The sequence below is a fragment of the Vibrio mytili genome, assembly GCF_000830505.1.
Taxonomy (GTDB): Bacteria; Pseudomonadota; Gammaproteobacteria; order Enterobacterales; family Vibrionaceae; genus Vibrio; species Vibrio mytili.
Map to the genome: position 1 here is coordinate 95,001 of NZ_JXOK01000019.1, position 22,490 is coordinate 117,490.

Annotated in this window: 21 protein-coding genes and 2 pseudogenes; 11 read left to right on the forward strand and 12 right to left on the reverse strand. The window is 44.4% G+C overall.

Annotated features, from left to right (window positions below; translation table 11 throughout):
- Positions 1-50 precede the first annotated feature (50 nt).
- Positions 51-2,062: pseudogene (locus SU60_RS07095) on the reverse strand (2,4-dienoyl-CoA reductase FMN-binding domain-containing protein).
- A gap of 224 nt (positions 2,063-2,286) precedes the next feature.
- Here SU60_RS07095 and sppA point away from each other — a divergent pair.
- Both sppA and ansA read left to right on the forward strand, forming a co-directional pair.
- Positions 2,287-4,137 carry a signal peptide peptidase SppA gene (sppA, locus tag SU60_RS07100; protein ID WP_041154905.1) on the forward strand — a complete coding sequence of 617 codons (1,851 nt, stop codon included), beginning with the start codon at positions 2,287-2,289 and terminating at the stop codon, positions 4,135-4,137.
- A gap of 109 nt (positions 4,138-4,246) precedes the next feature.
- Entirely contained in the window at positions 4,247-5,260 is a 1,014-nt protein-coding gene (gene ansA, locus SU60_RS07105; RefSeq protein WP_041154906.1) for an asparaginase, read from the forward strand.
- Between the two features lie 110 nt (positions 5,261-5,370).
- On the opposite strand, the gene SU60_RS07110 is transcribed toward ansA, so the two are convergent.
- Positions 5,371-5,655: a YeaC family protein gene (locus SU60_RS07110; protein WP_041154907.1), complete on the reverse strand. Its 285-nt coding sequence runs from the start codon at positions 5,653-5,655 to the stop codon at positions 5,371-5,373.
- Between the two features lie 101 nt (positions 5,656-5,756).
- Here SU60_RS07110 and SU60_RS07115 point away from each other — a divergent pair, with 101 nt between their 5' ends.
- Positions 5,757-6,575: a DUF2989 domain-containing protein gene (locus SU60_RS07115; protein ID WP_041154908.1), complete on the forward strand. Its 819-nt coding sequence runs from the start codon at positions 5,757-5,759 to the stop codon at positions 6,573-6,575.
- A 163-nt stretch (positions 6,576-6,738) separates the two neighbouring features.
- Here SU60_RS07115 and msrB read toward each other — a convergent pair whose 3' ends face one another.
- The gene (gene msrB, locus SU60_RS07120) at positions 6,739-7,152 is read right to left on the reverse strand and encodes a peptide-methionine (R)-S-oxide reductase MsrB (protein WP_041154909.1); all 414 of its coding nucleotides are present in this window, start codon (positions 7,150-7,152) and stop codon (positions 6,739-6,741) included.
- A gap of 336 nt (positions 7,153-7,488) precedes the next feature.
- Here msrB and gap point away from each other — a divergent pair, with 336 nt between their 5' ends.
- From gap to SU60_RS07140, 4 genes are all read left to right on the forward strand, one after another.
- Positions 7,489-8,484 (forward strand): type I glyceraldehyde-3-phosphate dehydrogenase, encoded by a 996-nt coding sequence (gap, locus tag SU60_RS07125; protein ID WP_041154910.1) that lies wholly within the window; start codon positions 7,489-7,491, stop codon positions 8,482-8,484.
- Positions 8,485-8,615: 131 nt separating this feature from the next.
- A complete protein-coding gene (locus SU60_RS07130; protein WP_041154911.1) occupies positions 8,616-9,500 on the forward strand; it encodes a D-hexose-6-phosphate mutarotase in 885 nt (294 codons plus the stop codon).
- Between the two features lie 143 nt (positions 9,501-9,643).
- Positions 9,644-10,474 carry a 23S rRNA (guanine(745)-N(1))-methyltransferase gene (gene rlmA / locus SU60_RS07135; protein ID WP_041154912.1) on the forward strand — a complete coding sequence of 277 codons (831 nt, stop codon included), beginning with the start codon at positions 9,644-9,646 and terminating at the stop codon, positions 10,472-10,474.
- Between the two features lie 230 nt (positions 10,475-10,704).
- Positions 10,705-11,061 (forward strand): hypothetical protein, encoded by a 357-nt coding sequence (locus tag SU60_RS07140; protein ID WP_041154913.1) that lies wholly within the window; start codon positions 10,705-10,707, stop codon positions 11,059-11,061.
- Positions 11,062-11,194: 133 nt separating this feature from the next.
- On the opposite strand, the gene SU60_RS07145 is transcribed toward SU60_RS07140, so the two are convergent.
- Both SU60_RS07145 and SU60_RS07150 read right to left on the reverse strand, forming a co-directional pair.
- The gene (locus SU60_RS07145) at positions 11,195-12,931 is read right to left on the reverse strand and encodes a mechanosensitive ion channel family protein (protein ID WP_041154914.1); all 1,737 of its coding nucleotides are present in this window, start codon (positions 12,929-12,931) and stop codon (positions 11,195-11,197) included.
- Positions 12,932-13,091: 160 nt separating this feature from the next.
- Complete coding sequence (locus SU60_RS07150; RefSeq protein WP_041154915.1) at positions 13,092-13,529, reverse strand: YcgN family cysteine cluster protein; 438 nt, start codon at positions 13,527-13,529, stop codon at positions 13,092-13,094.
- A 224-nt stretch (positions 13,530-13,753) separates the two neighbouring features.
- On the opposite strand from SU60_RS07150, the gene SU60_RS07155 reads away from it, so the two are divergent.
- The 3 genes from SU60_RS07155 (at position 13,754) to aqpZ (ending at position 15,272) form a co-directional block, all read left to right on the forward strand.
- Positions 13,754-14,002, forward strand: coding sequence for a GlsB/YeaQ/YmgE family stress response membrane protein (locus SU60_RS07155; RefSeq protein WP_041154916.1), 249 nt, complete (start codon positions 13,754-13,756; stop codon positions 14,000-14,002).
- Between the two features lie 137 nt (positions 14,003-14,139).
- Positions 14,140-14,388: a YkgJ family cysteine cluster protein gene (locus SU60_RS07160; RefSeq protein ID WP_041154936.1), complete on the forward strand. Its 249-nt coding sequence runs from the start codon at positions 14,140-14,142 to the stop codon at positions 14,386-14,388.
- A gap of 185 nt (positions 14,389-14,573) precedes the next feature.
- Positions 14,574-15,272, forward strand: a complete 699-nt coding sequence (gene aqpZ / locus SU60_RS07165) for an aquaporin Z (RefSeq protein WP_041154917.1) — start codon at positions 14,574-14,576, stop codon at positions 15,270-15,272.
- Positions 15,273-15,456: 184 nt separating this feature from the next.
- Here the strand turns inward: aqpZ and recR are convergent, their stop codons facing one another.
- The 7 genes and pseudogenes from recR to SU60_RS07200 form a co-directional block, all read right to left on the reverse strand.
- Positions 15,457-16,056 (reverse strand): recombination mediator RecR, encoded by a 600-nt coding sequence (recR, locus tag SU60_RS07170; RefSeq protein ID WP_041154918.1) that lies wholly within the window; start codon positions 16,054-16,056, stop codon positions 15,457-15,459.
- Positions 16,057-16,088: 32 nt separating this feature from the next.
- Positions 16,089-16,418, reverse strand: coding sequence for a YbaB/EbfC family nucleoid-associated protein (locus tag SU60_RS07175; RefSeq protein WP_041154919.1), 330 nt, complete (start codon positions 16,416-16,418; stop codon positions 16,089-16,091).
- A gap of 82 nt (positions 16,419-16,500) precedes the next feature.
- Positions 16,501-18,651, reverse strand: a complete 2,151-nt coding sequence (gene dnaX, locus SU60_RS07180) for a DNA polymerase III subunit gamma/tau (protein WP_041154920.1) — start codon at positions 18,649-18,651, stop codon at positions 16,501-16,503.
- 8 nt (positions 18,652-18,659) lie between these two features.
- The gene (gene apt / locus SU60_RS07185; RefSeq protein ID WP_041154921.1) at positions 18,660-19,205 is read right to left on the reverse strand and encodes an adenine phosphoribosyltransferase; all 546 of its coding nucleotides are present in this window, start codon (positions 19,203-19,205) and stop codon (positions 18,660-18,662) included.
- 160 nt (positions 19,206-19,365) lie between these two features.
- A pseudogene (locus SU60_RS07190) lies at positions 19,366-19,730 on the reverse strand (YbaN family protein).
- Positions 19,731-19,777: 47 nt separating this feature from the next.
- Positions 19,778-19,909 (reverse strand): hypothetical protein, encoded by a 132-nt coding sequence (locus SU60_RS22585; RefSeq protein ID WP_041154923.1) that lies wholly within the window; start codon positions 19,907-19,909, stop codon positions 19,778-19,780.
- 268 nt (positions 19,910-20,177) lie between these two features.
- A complete protein-coding gene (locus tag SU60_RS07200; protein ID WP_041154924.1) occupies positions 20,178-21,278 on the reverse strand; it encodes a response regulator in 1,101 nt (366 codons plus the stop codon).
- Positions 21,279-21,589: 311 nt separating this feature from the next.
- Between SU60_RS07200 and SU60_RS07205 the strand changes: the two genes are divergently transcribed.
- Positions 21,590-22,465, forward strand: coding sequence for a LysR family transcriptional regulator (locus SU60_RS07205; protein WP_041154925.1), 876 nt, complete (start codon positions 21,590-21,592; stop codon positions 22,463-22,465).
- Positions 22,466-22,490: the final 25 nt, after the last annotated feature.

Here is a 22,490-nt window from a genome sequence, read left to right on the forward strand (position 1 = left end):
GAGAATCCAGAGAACGTCGATTTTTCCCTTCGATAGCTTCACCGCAAATTTTATAGCTTCACCGCAAGTTTAACACCTTGACGTATCGCCCGAACCGCATCGAGTTCACCCGCATGTTCCGCACCACCAATGATGTGCAGCTTATCCCCTAGCTCCGCCCACTTATCTTCAAATGGCCGAACAGACTCTTGGCCTGCGCAAATGACCACTTTATCGGCAGCTAATAATTGAGCATGACCATCAATGTGGATGTGTAATCCGTTATCATCAATCTTGTCATAGGATACGCCACCGAGCAGATGAACGCCTCGTTTTTCTAATGTACGTTTGTGAATCCAGCCAGTCGTTTTTCCTGGACCTTTACCAACTCGCCCTTTGCGGCGCTGCAATACCCAAACCTCTTTCTCACTCACCGAGTCAGGAAAAGGATACAGCCCACCTGGTTGAGACATTTCTTTGTCGATACCCCATTCATGTAACCAGTCATCAAGCGAGTGTTCCACTGGCTCAGTGATCATGGTTGCCACGTCCACACCAATACCTCCAGCACCCACTATTGCGACTTTTTCACCAACAGGTGTTTTGTCGCGGATCAACGTTTGGTAATCAACCACCTTATTTTGATTGTTGATTCCCTCTATCGAGAGTTTACGAGGCTCAACTCCCGAAGCCATGACCACCTCATCGTACTCACGGAGTAAATCATAGTTCGCTTCGTAGATAGATGAAGGTTTACGCCCGTTTCATCAATGCGATTCGCGAAGTAACGAATTGTCTCCCTAAATTCTTCTTTACCCGGAATTTGCATCGCTAAGCGGAATTGTCCACCAATGCGATCTCTTTTCTCAAACAAGTCGACTTTATGACCGCGTTCTGCCAGTGTTGTTGCGCACGCCAACCCTGCAGGCCCGGCTCCAACCACGGCGATACTTTTCTTCTTAAAAGTCGGTTCGACCACTATTTCGGTTTCGTAACAGGCAAGAGGATTGACCAAGCAACTGGCGCGCTTGCCTTTGAATACATTGTCCAAACACGCTTGATTACAACCAATACAGGTGTTGATTAACTGCGCTTTCTCTTGCTCCGCTTTCGCCACGAAATAAGGATCAGCTAGGAATGGGCGAGCCATAGAAACCATATCCGCTTGACCCGATGAGAGAATACGCTCGGCTTCTTCAGGGGTGTTAATACGATTACAGGTAACAATGGGTACCGTCACATGTGGTTTTACTTTTTCTGTTACCCAAGTAAATGCACCACGAGGAACCTGAGTAGCAATCGTCGGAATGCGTGCTTCGTGCCAACCAATACCGGTATTAATAATGGTCACACCCGCGTCTTCAAGCCCTTTTGCCAGCTCAATAACGTCTTCAAATGTGCTGCCCTGCTCGACTAAATCCAACATAGACAAACGGAAAATAATAATAAATTCGTTGCCAACGGCTTTACGTACTGCTTTAACGATCTCTAAAGGAAAACGCATCCGCTTTTGATAACTGCCTCCCCATTCGTCATAACGCACGTTAGTCCGCTTACACAGGAACTGGTTAATCAAGTACCCTTCTGATCCCATAAGTTCTACGCCATCATAACCGGCGCGCTGAGCAAGCTCTGCACTGTTCGCAAAGTCACTAATGGTGCTTTTTATCTGACGATCGCTCATCTCACTCGGCGCAAACTTCGCAATCGGCGCTTTGATTCCCGACGCGCTTTGCGCCAGCGGATGCATCGCATATCGACCCGCATGAAGAATTTGCAGGGCTATTTTGCTACCATGTTTGTGCACTGCGTCAGTAACCACACGGTGTGACTGAGCGTGTTTAGGTTTACTAAACTCGGCACTTAGAGGGTGTAATCGACCACGCAAATTGGGAGAGAAGCCTCCTGTGACAATAAGCCCAACACCTCCTTTCGCACGCTCTTCATAAAAGGCGGCGAGTTTGGTGAGCCCTTCCTTATCTTCTTCTAGACCCGTGTGCATCGATCCCATTAGCACTCGATTTCGCAGTTGTGTAAAACCGAGATCTAATGGCTTTAATAAATTAGGGTACATGGCAGACATGACAAAACTTCCATTTTTATTATCTTGTCTGACCAGACTAATCCTGCCAAATCAAAAAATCAAACACCCGTTTACATTTTTGTAACACCGATCAATCTAGCGTTAAAATATGCCAATTGTTGAGTGAGCGTGATAAGCTAAAAACATGTTAGTTTTTGAGATCTTAGAGATAAGACCCCATACTTTGTAAGATTCGGGAGAGATTATCTTGCTTTGGAGACATGATGAAAAAACTCTTTAAGTTTATCGGATTGATATTTAAGGGAATTTGGAAGAGCATTACTTTCATCAGGCTGGCGTTAGCCAACTTGATTTTTTTGGTGATGATAGCCGTTTTTTACTTTGCGTTTACCTACACTGGGGAAGGCAAACCAGTCGTTGATAAAGAATCGGCATTAGTGTTGAACCTATCCGGCCCTATTGTCGAACAAAGTCGCTATATCAACCCTATGGATTCCGTATCCGGTTCTTTATTGGGCCAGGATATGCCAAAGGAAAACGTCGTATTTGATATCGTTGATACCATACGTTATGCCAAAGACGATCCAAAAATATCCGGTTTAGTTCTGGCCCTGCGTGACATGCGAGAGACCAACTTGACCAAATTGCGCTACATTGCAAAAGCGTTAAACGAATTTAAGTCCTCTGGAAAGCCTGTCTATGCCGTTGGTGATTTTTATAACCAAAGCCAATACTACTTAGCCAGTTATGCAGATAAAGTGTACTTAGCGCCTGATGGCGGTGTATTGATTAAGGGCTACAGTGCGTATTCAATGTACTACAAAACGCTATTAGATAAGCTAGAAGTGTCTACGCACGTCTTCCGCGTCGGTACGTATAAATCAGCCATTGAGCCGTTTATCCGCGATGACATGTCAGATGCTGCGAAAGAGTCCGCAACCCGTTGGGTAACACAATTGTGGAATGCTTATGTCGATGACGTCGCGACAAATCGTAAACTGGATGCAAAAGTCCTGAACCCTACAATGGATGAGCTGTTGGCCGAAATGAAATCCGTTGATGGCGATCTGTCGCAATTAGCCTTGAAAATGGGATTAGTAGATCAACTAGCGACCCGACAAGATATTCGGACTCTTTTTGCCAAAGAGTTTGGCAGTGACGGTAAAGATAGTTACAACGCAATAAGTTATTACGATTACCTAGCGACTATGCATCCGGACAGCCAACTTGCGGAAAATGATGTTGCTGTTGTGGTGGCGAGCGGCACCATCATGGATGGAGAGCAACCTCGTGGTACTGTTGGTGGCGATACGATAGCAAGTCTTTTACGTCAAGCGCGCAATGACAGCAAAGTAAAAGCGGTAGTTCTTCGGGTGGACAGCCCGGGTGGCAGTGCCTTTGCTTCAGAAGTGATTCGCAATGAAGTGGAAGCATTAAAACAAGCGGGCAAACCCGTCGTTGTTTCGATGTCGAGCCTTGCGGCTTCCGGAGGTTATTGGATTTCCATGAGCGCAGATAAAATCGTCGCTCAACCAACCACATTGACCGGTTCTATCGGTATCTTTAGTGTGATAACCACATTTGAAAAAGGCTTTAGTAAACTTGGTATCAATACTGACGGAGTTGGCACATCACCGTTTTCGGGTGAAGGCATTACCACCGGACTGTCTGACGAAGCCTCTCAAGCTTTCCAACTTAGTATTGAGCATGGGTACAAACGCTTTATCTCTCTAGTCGGAAAGAGTCGTGACATGTCATTACAAGAAGTCGATGACGTTGCGCAAGGTCGTGTATGGACAGGGCAAGACGCGCTCTCCTTCGGCCTGGTCGACCAAATGGGTGATTTTGATGATGCCGTCGCACTCGCAGCTAAACTTGCTGATATGACGGACTACAATATTTATTGGGTAGAAGAACCATTATCACCCGCTGAGCTATTCTTACAAGAATTCATGAAGCAAGCCAAAGTGTCTCTTGGAATTGACGCAACAAGCTTACTGCCAAAAAGCTTATTGCCTGTTGCTCAACAGTTAGAGCAAGACGCAAGCTTGCTGCAGAGCTTTAATGATCCAAAAGGACAATATGCATTCTGTTTAAATTGCGAAGTACAATAGAGCTAACCATCTAAATAAAAAGGGGCATCTCTTAGAGATATGCCCCTTTTTATTACCCATCATTTCGTTATAATCCGCGCACTGTTCCTTACATGAAAGAATAAAAACGATGACTAGAAAACATATCTACATCGCGTATACCGGTGGCACTATCGGCATGCAAAAGTCAGATCACGGTTATGTACCTATCGCTGGATTCATGGATAAGCAACTGGCGGCCATGCCGGAGTTTCATCGTCCAGAGATGCCTGAATACACCATCCACGAATACGACCCGCTGATTGACTCTTCAGACATGACACCCGCCGACTGGCAGCAAATTGCAAACGATATCCGTGATAACTATGACAAATATGATGGGTTTGTGATTTTGCACGGCACGGATACTATGGCGTACACCGCTTCTGCCCTGTCTTTCATGCTAGAAAATCTCGGTAAGCCCGTTATTGTGACTGGCTCACAAATTCCATTGGCAGAGCTACGCTCAGATGGTCAAGCAAACCTATTGAATGCCTTGCATATCGCTGCCAACTACCCGATTAATGAAGTGACCCTATTCTTCAATAACCAATTGATGCGTGGTAACCGCAGTACCAAATCTCATGCAGATGGCTTCAACGCATTTACCTCGCCAAACCTTCCACCACTGTTGGAAGCAGGTATCAACATTCAAGTAAGCAACAACGTGACTGTTAATGCTCAACCTGAAGGCGTATTTAAAGTTCATGACATTACACCGCAACCAATTGGTGTAATTACAATGTACCCAGGCATTTCTCATGAAGTGATCCGCAACACTCTGCGCCAGCCGGTGAACGCAATGATTCTCCTAACTTTCGGTGTTGGGAATGCCCCACAAAACCCTGAACTGCTGGGTCACCTAAAAGAAGCCTCCGAGCGCGGCGTTATTGTCGTAAACCTCACGCAATGCTTAGCAGGAAAGGTGAACATGGGCGGATATGCCACAGGCTGTGCGTTGGCTGATGCGGGCGTGATCAGCGGGTTTGATATGACACCAGAAGCGGCACTGGCAAAACTTCACTATCTTCTCAGTCAGAACCTGTCTTACGAACAAGTAAAGGAACAGATGCAGCAAGTACTTCGCGGTGAAATGAGTTTATAACTGTCTGCGTCTAGATTTTCGACCCCTGTACTTACAAAAATCAAAAGTAGTAATTAAAAAAGCCCATCTCTGGGCTTTTTTGGTTCTATGCGCAACGGAGTAACGAGAAACTAGTCAGCATTCGGGTTTACTCGCACAATATCGCCTTGATTGGTTCTAAATTGTTTTTTCAACTCTTGCTTAGATTTAAAGCTGATCTCACCGCCTGCAGCTACCGTCATATGTTGTGCATCAGTATTATGTTTTGATTGATACAACATCACAGCTTGCATACATGAGTCTCGCTGCTGCTGAGAAAGTGTTGTACCCTCTGGCCATCTTCCCGTTTCGACAGCGTAAACCAAACGATCATAAACTTCTGGAGTTATCGCATTTAATAATTGTTCTGCGTCCATAATGTACCTTTTTATTACATTCTTTTCCCAGAACATAACGGGTTAAAGCGTTGAGTCAAGAATACGCGAATGAATTGGTGTAACGGATCACAGGCAAAACCATGAAAACAACTTACTGGTCAGTCGCTGGGCTTACTACTCTCATCCTAACAGGCTGCTTTGAACGCAATACCACAACAGAAAAGCTGTGTAAAAATACGCCAGAACTGCGTTGTGAGCACCTCAACATGGATGATGGACAGTGCCGAATTCCACGTACTGATTTAATTTGGCACCGCAATGAACAACTAAAAAACCCATCGGAAGCAAACCAAATTATTGAATACGGCTTAGTTGCGGAGTATCGCAAATGTCTTGAATTGGCATCGCAAATCACGCCTATCGATCAAAGCAAACTAAAACAGCAACGATTTAGCGCATTGGTACACAGTATTGATGAACTTAAACGTATCGTTGGGGAACTCAAAAAGTCAGACCGACCTGAGACATTGTACTTTTTATGGTCCCAGACTGGTGATACAGAAGCCCGCCGTCGTTTTTTACAAATGGAAGGCTCGTCAAAATTAAATACCGCTGAAATGCAGTTCGCGTTAGCCACCTTTTATACGAATAGAGATAAGAATAAAACCCTCACCTTACTCAACAACGCCTTGAGCTTATCGAATAAAGACAACGTAAACCCTGTTATTCTTAAATCTTTGGCAAGTCTTAACCAAAGTCTAGGTAACAAACAGGATGCTTACTTGTGGGCAATGGTTGCCAAAAGATTTGATGTGCCTTTGGCTGACGAGAAGCAATTAAAAAGAATGTATGATTTTGACGACCCTAACCAATATGAGCATTTAGACGATCAGGCAGAGGTCATCGCCAAAGCAATCGAAAATGGGACATATTCAACAACCATGATTCCAGGCAAATGAATGAGCTCTAATGCTCTTAATGCTCTTAATGCTCTTAATAAAGTTATCGAAATAAAAAACTCCCGACTGGGAGTTTTTTATTTCTGGGCGCAACATTTATCCCAACTCGATACGCAGGGTGCTAATATTTTGAAAGGATAAAACACCACTAGCGTTAATATTGTCATTTATTGTCAGTTCTGTTGAAAATTAACGACACTGAGTTGACGCAATAACGTTCACCTGTTGTCACTGGTCCATCCTCAAAAACATGACCCAAATGACTGTCACACGTCGCACATCGAATCTCTGTACGTACCATTCCGTGACTTAGATCTTTCAAATAGCGCACAGCGGTATCATTAATCGGAGCATCGAAGCTGGGCCAACCACACCCTGAATCATATTTGTTGTCGGACACAAACAAGGGGGCCTGACAGCAGGTACAGGCATAAACGCCCGTTTCCTTATTATGCAATAACTTACCACTGAAGGGAGGCTCAGTCCCTTGCTCTCGGCAGATGCGAAACTCTTCTTCTGATAGCTGCTCACGCCACTGTTCTTCTGACTTCGTGACTTTTTTTCCGCTTTGTTCCACTCAGTTTTATTCCTTCTACTCTATATTTAGTGATGAATTTTTTTGCAAAAAACTTGATTCTCGCAATAGTTGTAGCACATACTTTCTCACCAGGACACTATGTGTGATTAATTTGATAAGAGTACTTATCTTACGGGTTATATTACGCCAACTGGTATACGGAATTTCAGTAAAAAGTTTAAAAAACGAACATTTGCAAAGAATTGTTAAAAAAAGCGTCTCTTTTTTTTGACTTTAAACAAGTTAAGTCCGATTATCTGTTGCAGATGTTTACTGGATTTTGTAATTTTACTACCAGTTATCTTTAATCAGAAATTAAGTTGTGGAGCAACTATAATGACTATCAAAGTAGGTATTAACGGTTTTGGCCGTATCGGTCGTTTCGTATTTCGTGCAGCACAAGAGCGCGCTGACATTGAAGTAGTAGGTATCAACGACCTTATCGATGTAGATTACATGGCATACATGCTTAAGTATGACTCAACTCACGGTCGTTTCAACGGTACTGTTGAAGTTGAAGGTGGTAACCTAATCGTAAACGGTAAGACTGTACGTGTTACTGCTGAGCGTAACCCAGAAGACCTAAAATGGGATGCTATCGACGTTGACGTTGTAGCTGAAGCAACTGGTCTTTTCCTAACTGACGAGACTGCACGTAAGCACATCACTGCAGGTGCTAAGAAAGTTGTTCTTACAGGTCCTTCTAAAGACGCAACTCCAATGTTCGTTAACGGCGTAAACTTCGACACTTACGCAGGCCAAGACATCGTTTCTAACGCTTCTTGTACTACTAACTGTCTAGCGCCTATCGCTAAAGTTCTTAACGACAAGTTCGGTATCGAATCTGGTCTTATGACTACAGTTCACGCTACTACTGCAACTCAAAAAACTGTTGACGGTCCTTCTGCGAAAGACTGGCGCGGTGGTCGTGGTGCTTCTCAAAACATCATCCCATCTTCAACTGGTGCTGCTAAAGCTGTAGGCGTTGTACTTCCAGAAGTAAACGGCAAACTAACTGGTATGGCTTTCCGCGTACCAACAGCTAACGTTTCTGTAGTTGACCTAACAGTTAACCTAGTAAACGGTGCTTCTTACGAAGCTATCTGTGCAGCGATGAAAGAAGCTTCTGAAGGCGAACTAAAAGGCGTTCTAGGCTACACTGAAGATGCAGTAGTATCTCAAGACTTCATCGGCGAAACTTGCACTTCAGTATTCGATGCTAAAGCTGGTATCGCGCTAACTGACAAATTCGTTAAAGTTGTATCTTGGTACGACAACGAAATCGGTTACTCAAACAAAGTTCTAGACCTAATCGCTCACATCTCTAAGTAATTATTACTTAGCGTTATAATCAGCGTTTAGCGATTAACTTCGTGATAAAAGGCGGCTCTAGAGTCGCCTTTTTTGTATCTGGAATTTGAGGATTGTTCTACCTATCCTCACCAGCGAAAGGAACTGAACTGATGGATTTAAACACTCTTCCTGCCCTAACCGTTCTTTCTGACAATGTAACCGTTGTTGAAGTCGACCAAGTTAAAGTTGTTCGTATTATTCACGAGAAAGCAACAGCAGGTATTGCTTTACATGGTGGTCACCTGCTGTCTTTTACGCCTAACGGTCAAGACGACCTCATCTGGATGAGCGAAAAGGCCATCTTTGATGGTAAAGCAGCCATCCGGGGTGGTATTCCGGTTTGCTGGCCTTGGTTTGGCCGCATTGCCACTCCCGCACACGGATTTGCCCGTACATCAGAATGGGAGTTAGTCGAACACCGCGAAAATGAGAACGGCGTAATAGTCGAGCTCGCTTTGCTACCATCTGAGGAAACGCTACAAATATGGCCGCACATGTTCGACGCGCGCCTGATTGTTGAAGTCAGTGAAACGCTAAAAATGACGTTGAAAGTGCTCAATATCGATGATGAAGCTTGGACATTTTCTGGTGCTCTTCATACCTATTTGAATGTAGGCGATGTGAAACAAGCGCAAACCACTGGTATGGGCCGCGAATATATCGATAGCTTGAAAAATAGCGAAGTGTGTCAAGGTGAAGAAATCCTTAATCTGACCGACACCATTGATCGCGTCTACACACTACCAGAAGCACAAATTTTGGTGAAAGATCCGATCCTTAACCGCACTCTCAGCATAGAGAACCACGGCCATAACTCCGCAGTTCTGTGGAACCCTTGGGCTGAAGGAGCAAAAGGCATGGGAGATATGGCAGACAATGGCTATGAAACGATGCTTTGTGTTGAGTCTGCCTTGCATTCATCAGACATCGCGCAAGGGAAAACTCTTCAACCAGGCGAGAGTCATGAGCTAATTACCATTATTTCAGCTCACTAATGGCTAAGTAGTGGTGCACGAAACCACAAAGCCGGTTCGCGCCGGCTTTTAAACACCGCACGCCCCCCACAGTCATTTCTTCACTGTGATCAATACACACTTTTTGGTAGAATTTTGCGCCTTACTTTCTGCTTGAGAATGTCATGAATTATCAGTGCCCTTTGTGCCACCAGCCTCTGGAACTCACCGAAAAAATCGTTAAGTGTGAAAACAACCATCAATTTGATCTGGCCAAAGAAGGTTATGTCAATTTAATGCCCGCACACCATAAACGCTCTAAAGATCCTGGTGACAACAAAGAGATGATGCAAGCTCGCCGTCGATTCCTTGAAGGAAATTACTATAACCCGATGCGCCAAGCTGTTGCACTACTGTGCGCAAAGTACACGCAGGGTACTGAACATCGATTGTTAGATATTGGCTGCGGTGAAGGTTACTACACGGATCAAATACAAAAGACGATACAAGAGCAAACTGACACTGCAGAGGTATATGGCTTAGACATTTCAAAAGTTGCCATTCGCTATGCAGCAAAGCGCTACACACAGTGTCATTTTAGTGTGGCTTCTAGCCACCGACTCCCCTTTGCCAATGAATCTTTAGATGCCGTTGTGCGAATTTATGCACCGTGTAAGGCTCAAGAACTCCAGCGCGTTGTCAAAGAGAACGGTGTGGTACTCACCGTCACACCTGCGAGCCGCCATTTGTACCAGCTTCGTGAGCGTATTTACCAAGACGTTCGACTTCACAGCGAAGAACCTGAAGACCTTGAAGGTTATGAATTAGAGCACCAACAGCACCTTCACTATGTTATGGATTTGCAAGACGGTGCGGCGTTCGATTTGTTGCAAATGACACCATTCGCATGGAAGGCGACAGATGCACTTCGTGAAGAGCTAAAATCCGCTACCTTGTTCCAATGCGAGGCTGACTTTATGCTACGCGTCTATCGTAAATCTATCCCTTCATACTAAACATTCACACTAACGCGCCCCTACAGGGTTCATGCTAATGTGTATGTAAGTTTGGTACGCTCAGTTTGCTATAAATAGGTCTGATTCTTGCTTTTATCCTGGATAGAAATCGAGAGCGGCAAAAACAGACCTATTTTTTTAGCTCATTCATTTAAGAAATACGTAATGCTGTCGATATAAGAACAAGCCCGCACTCAGTGAGCGAGTGCCTGTATTCCAGGGAGTATTCTATGAATCCAGTAGGAAGCTCAGCAGTTAACGTTTATAACAGCCAACCCACTAAAGTGGTGACAACGAAAACCAGTAGTGGAGAGGTCTCTGCGAATTCCATACAAACACCGCAAAGCAAGGTGAGCCTTTCTAACGAAGGTAAAGCGCTTCTTGCAGCGTTGCAGCAAATCGATCAGGAAAGCCAGGCGGAAGCACCAAAAGCGAAAACCGTTGGTGATAAAGTCGAATCATTTGCACATGGTGCGCTAGGAATTGATAGCCCAGAAAAAATCAAAGAAGAGGATGACTCCTATTCTGCAGGGCAATATGTTTCCGCTGCACTCTCTGTTGGTGGATTTTTGCTGGCGCTTCTCTAAGTCGATAGTTCTTCTCTGAGTCGATAGTTCTTTTCTAAGTCGACAGTTCTTCTCTGAGTCGATAGTTGTTGATGCGTATATTAATACATTTAAACGCCCCCTTGGAGCGTTTATGTATGGTGATGTGGTTTAATTATGCGTCTTGTTTGGCTTGCTCTACCATATGCAAATGCACATCTTGTTGTGGGAAAGGAATAGAAATACCTTCTCGGTCAAAGCGCAATTTTACTTCTTTCGTCATGTCCCAATATACGTCCCAGTAATCATCAGTTTTCACCCAAGGACGGACAATAAAGTCAACCGATGACGTGTTCAACGTATGCACTCTGATGTTTGGCTCTGGTGTACGTAGTACTGCAGGGTGAGAGTTCACAATGTCATTTAGTACCTGTTCTGCTTTCAGCAGGTCATCCGCATAACCGATGCCAAACACCATATCGACTCGACGAATGCGCTCATGGGTAACGTTTTTAATAACGTCTCCCCAAATTTTACTGTTCGGTACAATAATGATCTGGTTATCGAAGGTACGAATCGTAGTATTAACCAGGCTCATGTGACTAACCTTACCGTCCACGCCACCAGCGTAAACAAAATCTCCGACATCAAATGGACGATAAATCAGCAGCATCATACCAGCGGCGAAGTTCGACAACGTATCTTGTAACGCAAAACCGATAATCACACCGGCAATACCGAAACCAGTCAGTATCGGGGCAAGGTTTAAGCCGATCTGAGACAGACCGACCATGATACCAATAACCCATACGAACTTTCCGGACATCGAAATAAAGAACTCCTGCATTAACTGAGACAGTTTTAAGTTCTTTGAGGCAACCGTCCTTTTGACGATTTTTCTTGTCAGCTTTGCAAGTGCTCGTGCAACCAATAAAATTAGGAAAAATACGAACAATTGGAAAAGATGCTGCGGTGCATTTTCCCCTAACCAATCAACCGCTGTACTCGACCAGTGACTCAAGATAGACAAAACCACTTTGCCGTTAAGTAAGAAGTGACTAATACTGCCTGTTGCTTCAAATACTTGACGCTTATATTCTGAAGTTTCTAGTCCAACTTTATCCCCAAGCTCAACCAGACGGCTCAAACTGTCCGTAACAATATCCAGCCTTTGCTTAATAATTAGCTGGTTGAGTTGCAGCGTTGCTTTTTCTGATTCAGGGCTTGCAGAAAGCTGCGTCTCTATAATATTGATTTTTTTGGTTAAAAACTGTATCGACGCTGACTGTAACTGCATTCGCTTGTCTAAACTGTCTTTTAGTTTATCTTCTGCACGCTTGTCTTGAGCATCAAGCGCTTTTAACCAGTTAAGGTTTTGCCAGCTAGATTCAAAGCTATCATCAAGATAAGTTTGAGCCTGACGATAAGCGTTGATTAAAGTCAGTTTTTCTTCGTCTTTCGCTTCATTTAGCTCATCAGCTGATGACTTTATTTTCTCAAGCATGTAATCAACCGCACCGTCTGAGTACGTTTGTTGGGTTTTAACTAAATCAACCAACTTTTGATTTGACATTGATTGGTGTGAAATAGCTAATGCCAGTTGTTTTCTCAACTCTTCATTTTTTTGAAAAAGCTGCAATTGCAAAGCATCACGTTCATCGCCAGTCGCTAGCTTAGACGCTTCCGACAGTTCAATCATCTCTCGACCTAACGCGTTAATCGCAATCTCTTCAGCGGAGAGTTCTTCTGGTGCTTCTGTTTGCGCCTCACCATCTTGAACATTACTGGTTTGAGTCACGTCGCCACTTGCTTCAGTCGCATGAACAAACTGTGGGCTAAATACACCGAATAGAATTGAGAATACTACCAGCCACAATGACAGGCGGGTTTTGATTGGGGGATAAAACGTCATGCTTACCTCATTAAGACGAAAGTTCAATAGCGCAATATAAGCTGTCTAATATTACGCCCGAGCCATCATAACGTTAAGCGGATAATGACGGGTGTAATATTTCGGTCAAGATGCATCCAAGCACAACTAAGCGTGTGCGAGCATAAAAACGTTATTCTGATTATCTATCAGGATGGTTCAAAATGTGGTCTTCCCAATTGACCACATCAATTTCGTATACGACTTTATTTCGCACACTCTCACCAGCAGCATGCATAGCAGATTTGGATCCCGTAATTAACGGGTGCCACTCTGGTAAAGGCTGGCCTTCGGATAATAAACGGTAAGCGCACGTATGAGGTAACCAAGTGAAATCATCGATATCCTCTCGTGTTAGCTTTGTGCACTCTTCATCTGAGTTAAAACGGTTCGGATAATCTTTACACGCACATGTCTTCGTATTCAACCAACTACACGCCACATTAGTGTAGTAAATTTCATCCGTGTCTTCATCCATCAATTTATGCAAGCAGCACTTACCACAACCATCACAAAGAGATTCCCACTCTTCTTCACTCATCTGCTCTAAGGGTTTGCTTTGCCAAAATGGAGTATTCATACCGTGTTTCTCATTGTGGGAATTAGGGGGCGATTTATACCCCTGTCATGAATAAAGTTCAAGTATTGAGAAGAGATTGCTTTTACTATGAATAAAACGACCAGAATTTCGCTATTTTTGTTTTAGTGTTCTACATTTTGATATCTGGCAATATCGTCATGTAACTTCAAAGTATTGTTCACAACTTTGGAGTCATAATCAAATATATAAATGAAGGAACTGACATGGGAATCCTATCTTGGGTTATTTTGGGCTTGATCGCTGGCGCACTAGCAAAATGGTTGATGCCGGGTAAAGATGGCGGAGGTTGGATTGCAACGATGCTACTTGGTATCGCAGGAGCGTTCGTCGGTGGATTTCTTGGCGGATTTCTTGGTCTCGGCGGCGCAACGGGCGTCAATGTGGGTAGCGTTGTTACCGCAACACTTGGCTCGTTTATTCTTCTATTTGTTTACAACCGCTTTCTAAGATAACCACACCCATTAATAAGCTGAGTTGGTTGCGACATACGTTTTGACGCTAGTGACGCTCAGCTTATTTTCTTTCTCCCCTTCCAATCTGTGAAAAAATGACCATAATTGCCCCCTGAATTTTCTAAGAGGTTTGAATGATGGATTGTCGGCTAGGCTGTGGAGCGTGTTGTATCGCACCCAGCATATCTTCTCCAATACCAGGTATGCCAGATGGTAAACCAGCTGGCGTTCGCTGTATCCAGTTGAATGAAGACAATCTATGTAAACTCTTTGGTCAACCCGAACGACCAAAAGTGTGCCATGAATTCAAACCGTGCCCTATCATCTGTGGTAAAAGCAATCAGGACGCACTCAGAAACATCTCTGAATTAGAGCAACTGACATAAATTTTAATACGCAACTACCTGTTTAGACGTTGTTTTTGAACGTTGTTTGCCGCCTACCAGTCTCACAGCTAAGACGGAGCTGTAAAAAGGATATAACATACCATTTTTTTGTGCGATGCCTCACGCTTACCTGACAATTCTGAACTATGTTCTTCTAGTTATTCAACTTTCAGATAGGAAATAAGATGAATAGGTATTTAGCAGAGGTTTTTGGTACGTTTTGGCTGGTTCTTGGTGGCTGTGGTAGCGCTGTGTTAGCAGCTGGGTTCCCAGACGTTGGTATTGGTCTCTTAGGGGTATCTTTGGCTTTTGGTTTAACCGTTCTGACCATGGCATTTGCCATCGGCCATATCTCAGGCTGTCATTTAAATCCAGCGGTTACTGTCGGCCTTTGGGCTGGCGGTCGCTTTGAGAGTAAAGAGGTTGTGCCTTACATCATAGCGCAAGTGGTGGGTGGCCTTATCGCGGGCGGAATTCTTTATGTCATTGCGGCTGGCCAAATGGGTTTTGACATCGCGGCATCAGGCTTTGCATCCAATGGTTATGGTGAGCATTCCCCGGGTCAATATTCGATGCTTGCTGCGCTAGTCACAGAAGTGGTGATGACCATGATGTTCTTGATTGTCATTATGGGGGCTACCGATAAACGCGCGCCTCAAGGTTTCGGTCCTATCGCAATCGGCTTGTGTCTGACGTTGATTCACTTAATCAGTATTCCTGTCACAAATACTTCTGTTAACCCAGCGCGCAGTACGGGTGTTGCACTGTATGTCGGTGACTGGGCAGTTGCTCAGTTGTGGCTGTTCTGGGTTGCTCCAATTATTGGTGGTGTGCTAGGTGCCGTTATCTACAAGAATCTGCTTGCGGCGGATTCTGAAGACTAAGAAACAGCAATCACTGTCCAGCAGAGTACACCGCTAGGGCTTCAAAAAACAACGCAATTGATGTGACTGACGTACTTAATGGAAAACCTTCTAGGGTCGAAAATACATCTAAAATAAAAAGCCGTTGAAACCAAGTTCAACGGCTTTTTGCTATTCTTTGCTCATACTCTCTACTGTACAGTGACTAAATTTTATGTCGTCCCATCAGTGAGTGAGACAAAGTAGTACCATCAACCAGTTCCAGCTCTCCTCCAACAGGGACACCATGGGCAATTCGGCTGGCCTCCACGTTATGCGCTTGACATAACTCAGCGATGTAGTGTGCCGTCGCCTCTCCCTCCACGGTCGGATTCGTCGCCAAGATAACTTCTGTGATGTCTCCACGTCTCAAGCGATAATCCAGAACATCTAAACCAATATCACTAGGCCCTATTCCATCTAATGGAGACAAATGCCCCATCAGTACAAAGTACCTTCCTGAATATTGACCCGTTGCCTCCACAGCTGCGATGTCTGCCGGACTTTCGACAACACAAATTTGACCGTTTTCTTGACGTTTAGGGTTAGAGCAAATGTGGCAAACCTCTTCTTCAGTGAAGGTCCGACACTCTGTACAATGACCAATTTCTGTCATGGCCTGACTCAACGCATCTGCTAATTGCAGACCGCCTTTTCGATCACGCTGTAACAAATGAAAGGCCATACGCTGTGCCGACTTGGGACCCACCCCAGGCAGACAACGTAAGGCCTCCATCAATTGCTCCAGCATATGACTGGTACGCATTTAGAATCCGCTTAATTAAGAAATTCGCTGATTTAGAAAGGCATTTTCATGCCTGGTGGTAGCTGCATACCGCCAGTAACTGAAGCCATCTTTTCTTTTTGTGTTTCTTCGACACGACGAGCTGCGTCATTGAATGCTGCTGCAATCAAGTCTTCAAGCATCTCTTTGTCATCTTCCATAAGGCTTTCGTCGATATCAACTCGACGTACACTGTGGCTACCAGTGATTGTCACTTTAACTAGACCAGCACCAGACTCGCCAGTTATTTCCATATTCGCGATTTCTTCTTGAAGCTTTTGCATGCGATCTTGCATTTGCTGGGCTTGCTTCATTAGGTTACCCATACCGCCTTTACCAAACATGTTTTTCTCTCTGGTTTAATGAGGTGTTGAATCAATTAATGGGGTGCTCACTCTACGTTTTCAACCCCATTCCATTCAATTATTAGATAGGACGCACACTATCTTTATCGAGTTCAGCAGCAAATCGTCTTTCGATAAATTGTACATTTGTATCGTTTTCCAAACTGTTTAATGCTTGCTGCAATTTCTCTTGATAGAGTCGATCTCTTAGCTCCAGCGGTGTTTCACCACCGTCACCGACTTCAATGCTTAGGTGACACTCTTCACCGAGGATGTCGCTTAGCGCATTGTGCAGATCAGCTTGAGCTCTATCTGTATTAAGATGCGCCTGACTACTTCTTAATATTAACGATACCGTAGTTCCGTCTTTACTATAATGTGAGTTTAGCGCAAGTTGTTCGACTAATTTAGGCGTGTTCATCAAACTGATTAACTTCGCCCACTCATTTAATGCTAACGATTCATCCACCAGCTTCTGGGCCATTTCTGGCGTTTTTTCATGTTCAAGCGCTTGCTTCAACTGCGTAGGTGTAAGTTGCGTATTTACTTTGGTCTCTGCCACTTTACTTGGACGCCAGCGATACGCTTCTTCGACAACTGGCTCTTCCTTATTCGGCGAAACCTTTGGCGACACCTGCGCGGAATTGCCATGCAATTGCGCTAACCGATCAATGACCGATTCTGGTTGTGCTGATGCCGCTTTAGGCTTTTTTGACCCACCACTTTGTTGAGGTGTGCTCTCCGTCTGAGCTCCACTTTGTTGCAACCCCTGACGCTGTGAGCGTAATTGATGGCGTAAACCGCTCCCCCCTCGAGAAGGCGCTGATTTACTCTCTTGAACCAGCGGCTGCTCTTGTGGCTGAGGTGCCGGGTTTTCACTCAATGGTGGTGCCATATCATACTGTGGCATTCCCATATCGCCACCCGATAGGGGCTGCTCTGGATGAGTTTGGCGAGAATCACCAACAGGCTCTGAATGATTTGACGTCACTGACTCACTTGCAAAGCGAGAGTCAGATTGCATGCTTCCTGGATTCACGTGAGATTGCTGAATTGGAGCTTGCTGATCCTTTGATACCGTGTTCGTCTTCGACTCAGACGACACCTGCGGTTGCGAAGATGAGGCAATAATATTCGCACCGTTATTCACTGCTGATCGAAATGCCATCATGCGCAGTACGATCATTTCCATGCCAACGCGACCATTCGGTGACAACGTCAGATCCTCACGACCTTTTAACGCAATCTGGTAGTATAATTGAACATCTTGCGGGTTAAGCGCCCTACTCAACAGTTCTATTTTTTCCGCATCAGGCTGCGCACGATCTAAGGTTGATGGCAAAGCTTGATACATCGCAATACGGTGCAGCTGAGTTGCAACTTGTTGCAACAAACCATCCCACTCAACACCGTTAGACGCCAGTTGTTGGATTTTATCCATGGCTTGTTGAGGCTGCTTACTGCTGATCGACTCAAGCAAATGAATCGCTTGATCTGTATCGATCGTCCCTAGCATGTGGCTGACGATATCGGTTTGAATCGTGCCATTACCCAACGCAATTGCTTGGTCAGTTAAACTCAACGCATCGCGCATACTGCCATCAGCGGCATGGGATATCATACCTAGCGCTTTCGGCTCTGCTGAGACTTGCTCTTGCTCAAGTATATGATCAAGTTGTTGGTGAATATCATCAACACTGATTGGCTTAAGGTGGAACTGAAGACAACGTGACAAAATCGTCACAGGCAGTTTTTGCGGATCCGTTGTCGCGAGCAAAAACTTCACATACTCTGGTGGCTCTTCCAGCGTTTTCAGTAACGCATTAAAAGAGTGTCGCGACAGCATATGGACTTCATCAATAAGATAGACCTTGAACCGCCCACGCGCTGGCTTGTACTGAACGTTATCCAGCAGTTCACGAGTGTCTTCAACTTTAGTGCGTGAGGCTGCATCTATTTCCAATAGATCAACAAATCGACCTTCATCAATCTCACGACACGTATCACACTGGCCACAAGGCGTGGCGGTAATACCAGTTTCACAGTTCAACCCTTTGGCGAACAAACGGCCGATACTGGTTTTCCCCACACCACGGGTACCACTAAACAGATACGCATGGTGCAATCGATTTTGCGCCAACGCATTTTCCAAAGCCGTAAGCACATGCTTTTGCCCTACGACTTGGTCAAATTGATGAGGACGCCATTTACGCGCTAAAGCTAAATAACTCATTGAATATATTAGTGTCCTTCAAAATCACAAATGCTGTATACATTTAGACCTAATGCTTCTAAACGTTTATCACCTGCGATTTCTGGTAGATTAATGACAAAGGCTGCATGTTCAACTTCACCGCCCAATTGACGAATCAGTTTTGTTGTTGCTTCAATGGTACCACCAGTCGCGAGCAAATCATCAACGACCAATACTTTGTCACCCTCTACGATAGCATCGGTATGAATTTCTAATGTGTCCATGCCGTACTCGAGCTCATAAGTTTGAGCAATCGTTGGACGAGGTAGTTTTCCGGGTTTGCGAACTGGAACAAAACCAACGCCTAGCTCAAGAGCGAGTGGCGCACCAAATAAGAAGCCGCGTGCTTCTGTACCTACAACCTTGGTGAAACCCATGTCTTTATAACGCTCAACCAACAAGTTGATCGTCGCTTGGTACGCCTTGGCGTCTTCAAGCAAGCTCGTTACGTCACGAAACAGAATGCCTGGCTTAGGGTAATCTTGGATGCTTTTGATGCTGGATTTGATCAGTGAAATTGTTTCTGTAGTCATAATACCGATTTACTTAGATTGGCTCGTTGCCCTCTAAAATCTGTATATGAGGGCGACAAACAATAGGTTTCCATCGCTATGCATTTACTTTCTTAAAAAGTCACAAGCGTTGAAAAAACAAACGCCCACTCCAAGAGCGGGCACACTATTCTTACCGATTTTAGTGATTTTCTTCCCTATCAGCAACCAACTCAATCACAGGTAGGCGCATAAACAAGGTGAGTAAAAAGATCAGCATCATAAAAAGGCCAAGCTTTAACCACCCGTGAGGAACAACGAGAATTGAAACCGTAAAACTCAGCGCAATAAAAATGGCACCACGCCGTTTGACTTTAGGAGAGACGGCTTTGTGTTGTTGCCAATTATGCAAAACTGGACCAAAAGTTGGATGACAGTGTAGCCAGTGATGAAATGCGGGGCTGCCACGCATAAAACACGCACTCGCTAGAAGAATAAATGGAGTGGTGGGCACAAGAGGTAGGACTATCCCGCAACGCCGAGTGCAATGCAGAGTCCACCAACAATATTGAACAAAACGCGCTTAATATAAATGGTGAACTCCTAGAGCTAAATTAAAAGCCTGTGTAACCATTCATTACACGAAGCCAGGTTAGCGTTGCAGGTAATGTTGGGATCATTAGTGCCACAATAAAACCTAAAAAGTAAAATAGATTATAAGGCTCTTTAAATTCTTTGTCTGCCATGAAGTTTATTCTCTTTTGTTTACGTTGACTTTACTTCCCAACACAATGCAGCGTTAAATGTTCGTTGCATAAATGGGTCATTATTGTTTGAACGCAAACTATACCTTAAACTACGTCAGTGAAACACAGACAAAAAGAAGGGGTTTATCCCCCACTTAAATGTAACGACGATAACTCAGAAACCACAAAAAAACAGCGCTCCTGCGCTGTTTTAAGTTCACTGTGTCACTTGGTTTATTGGACACCCTATTCTATTCGTCGATTTATTCTATTCGTCTCGTCGTTCGATACTCAGGCTAAAACTCGATGAACCAAGACAACCAATTGAGAGTCGTCCACTGTCGTGTATCGAAAGATCCCTTGTGATAAAGTTTCTCATACTGCCATCACCTAAACGATTACCCGCTTCAATGTGTTGACGAGTATCACCACCGACCCATTGACTATCCAACCCGGCAGGTAAAATGGTCACCGTGGATGACGCAAAATCAGCCAGTCCAAATACCGCATTAACAGGACCCGCACATTTTGAGCATTGGATGCCTTTTTCCATGATAGCGGTCATGTCTTTTAAGTCGGCATTTAAGCTACTCAAGTTCCTCAAGTAATCATCAAACAAGGCTCGAACTAAAAGAGGGGTCGCCACTCCTCCGTTTTCCTGAGATGCGGAATCAACCAGATAGAAAGCGAACTGTCCATTCATCAGCCAGCGATAATCAAAGACTAATGGCATCACATCGGTCGACTGAAGCAGTCGGTAAGAGCACCGCCAATCACCTAGAGACGCATCTTTCTCTGGGAGTAAAGCATGCAAGAGGTCTCTGGCGGCACTCGGATTCTGGTACAAAAAGTCTAAATGCCAGTGCAGTTCTTGCTCGTCGGGAATTTCCCCCCCATCGTCGACCCTGAACCACTGACTTGAAAAGTCGCGTTGTTCAGAAAAGTGCGCATCCGAATCCTCAAGCGTATTTTCAATGGCTTGAGATAAATGTTTATAGTTACCTATAGGTTTTGTGAGGAAGTCCTTAATACCAAAACGTAACGCTTTCGCGACGTCTGACATTTCATCAGTGCCAGATACCACGATCAATGGTATCGACGGATACTCTAAACTCACTTCTTCAACAAGTTCTATACCGTTCAACACCGGCATAGACAAATCACACAAAACAAGATCGGGCTGACATTTCCTAAGTTGTTGAAGAGCCTCTAGGCCATTTTCAGCTTCTACTACTTTAAAACCCTGACTTTCTAAATAAGCACGAGTTACGTTACGAAAAACACGATCATCATCCACTAGCATGACTAGCTTGTGATCAACCGCTTCCTGTACCGACACCCTTGCCGTTTGACTGTGAGTCTTAAACATACCTTTACACCTCACAAAGCTCTGTCAAAAAACGATTTTTCAAACTGTTATTATTCTTATTGTGTATATTTGCAGTGAAACAATACGCAGCAAGACCCCACACTGTTTCGCCTCGTTATAAAACGTAGCCTTAAAAAGACGTTTATACAAATATTAGATTAGTGGTCAATCTGCGTTCAAAAATGCATTCTTAATTTGCTCAAGCGCGTGTGCTATGGTCAAATAAATGCAACATGTTGACTTAAAGCAAACTTTAATTACAAATTTAATTATAAATTAACCTTTTATGGTAACTCGCTGTGTCTGGAAATATGAAATTAGATGATCTCAACCTATTTCGACTGGTTGTCGAAAATGGGAGCTACACCGCAACTTCGCGCAAAACCATGATTCCGGTTGCGACCATAACCCGACGCATTCAAGCATTAGAAGACTCCGTCGATCTTCGCCTACTTAACCGTCATGCGCGAAAACTATCTCTTACTGAAGCAGGGGAACGCTTTTATCACGAATGTTCTCCTTTATTGCAACGCTTGACTTCCGCAACCGAGGAAATCACAGACGATTGTCATGGGGCATCAGGGAGAATAAAAATATCGACACCGTCTAACTTAACCAAGCGTATGATGATGCCGATGTTGAATGGGTTTATGAAAAAGTATCCCGATATCGTTATTGAACTAACAACGGAAAACAATGCCGATAAGCTTGATCCAACTGAATGGGATGTCATTTTTCGGGTTGGGCCTCAGCGCGACTCTAGTCTGATAGCTCGTAAGGTCGGTGGTGTAAAAGATATTCTGGTTGCTAGCCCTGAGTACTTAAGTTCAAACCCCGCGCCAGAACACGCAGAAGAATTGTCAAACCACTCGCTGTTAAAAGGCTACCCATTGATTAAATGGACGCTCATTAACGGTGAAGGCGAATCTGTGGTGAACGTCGACCGTGGCCGCTTTCAAGCTAATGCGCTCAACGTCGTGCGTAGCAGTTGCTCTGACGGACTAGGGATTACACTTATGCCTGACGTGATGATCAAAGAGTATATTGAGAGAGGGGAATTAGTACGTGTGCTGCCTGAATGGAGTGCCAACCCCCGCGATATCTACATGCTGTATAACCACAAAGATCACTTGCCAGAGAAAGTACGTCTTTTCATTGACTATGTCATTGCGTACAAAATGCAGTAAGCCATTACCCCGAGGTAAATGGGTT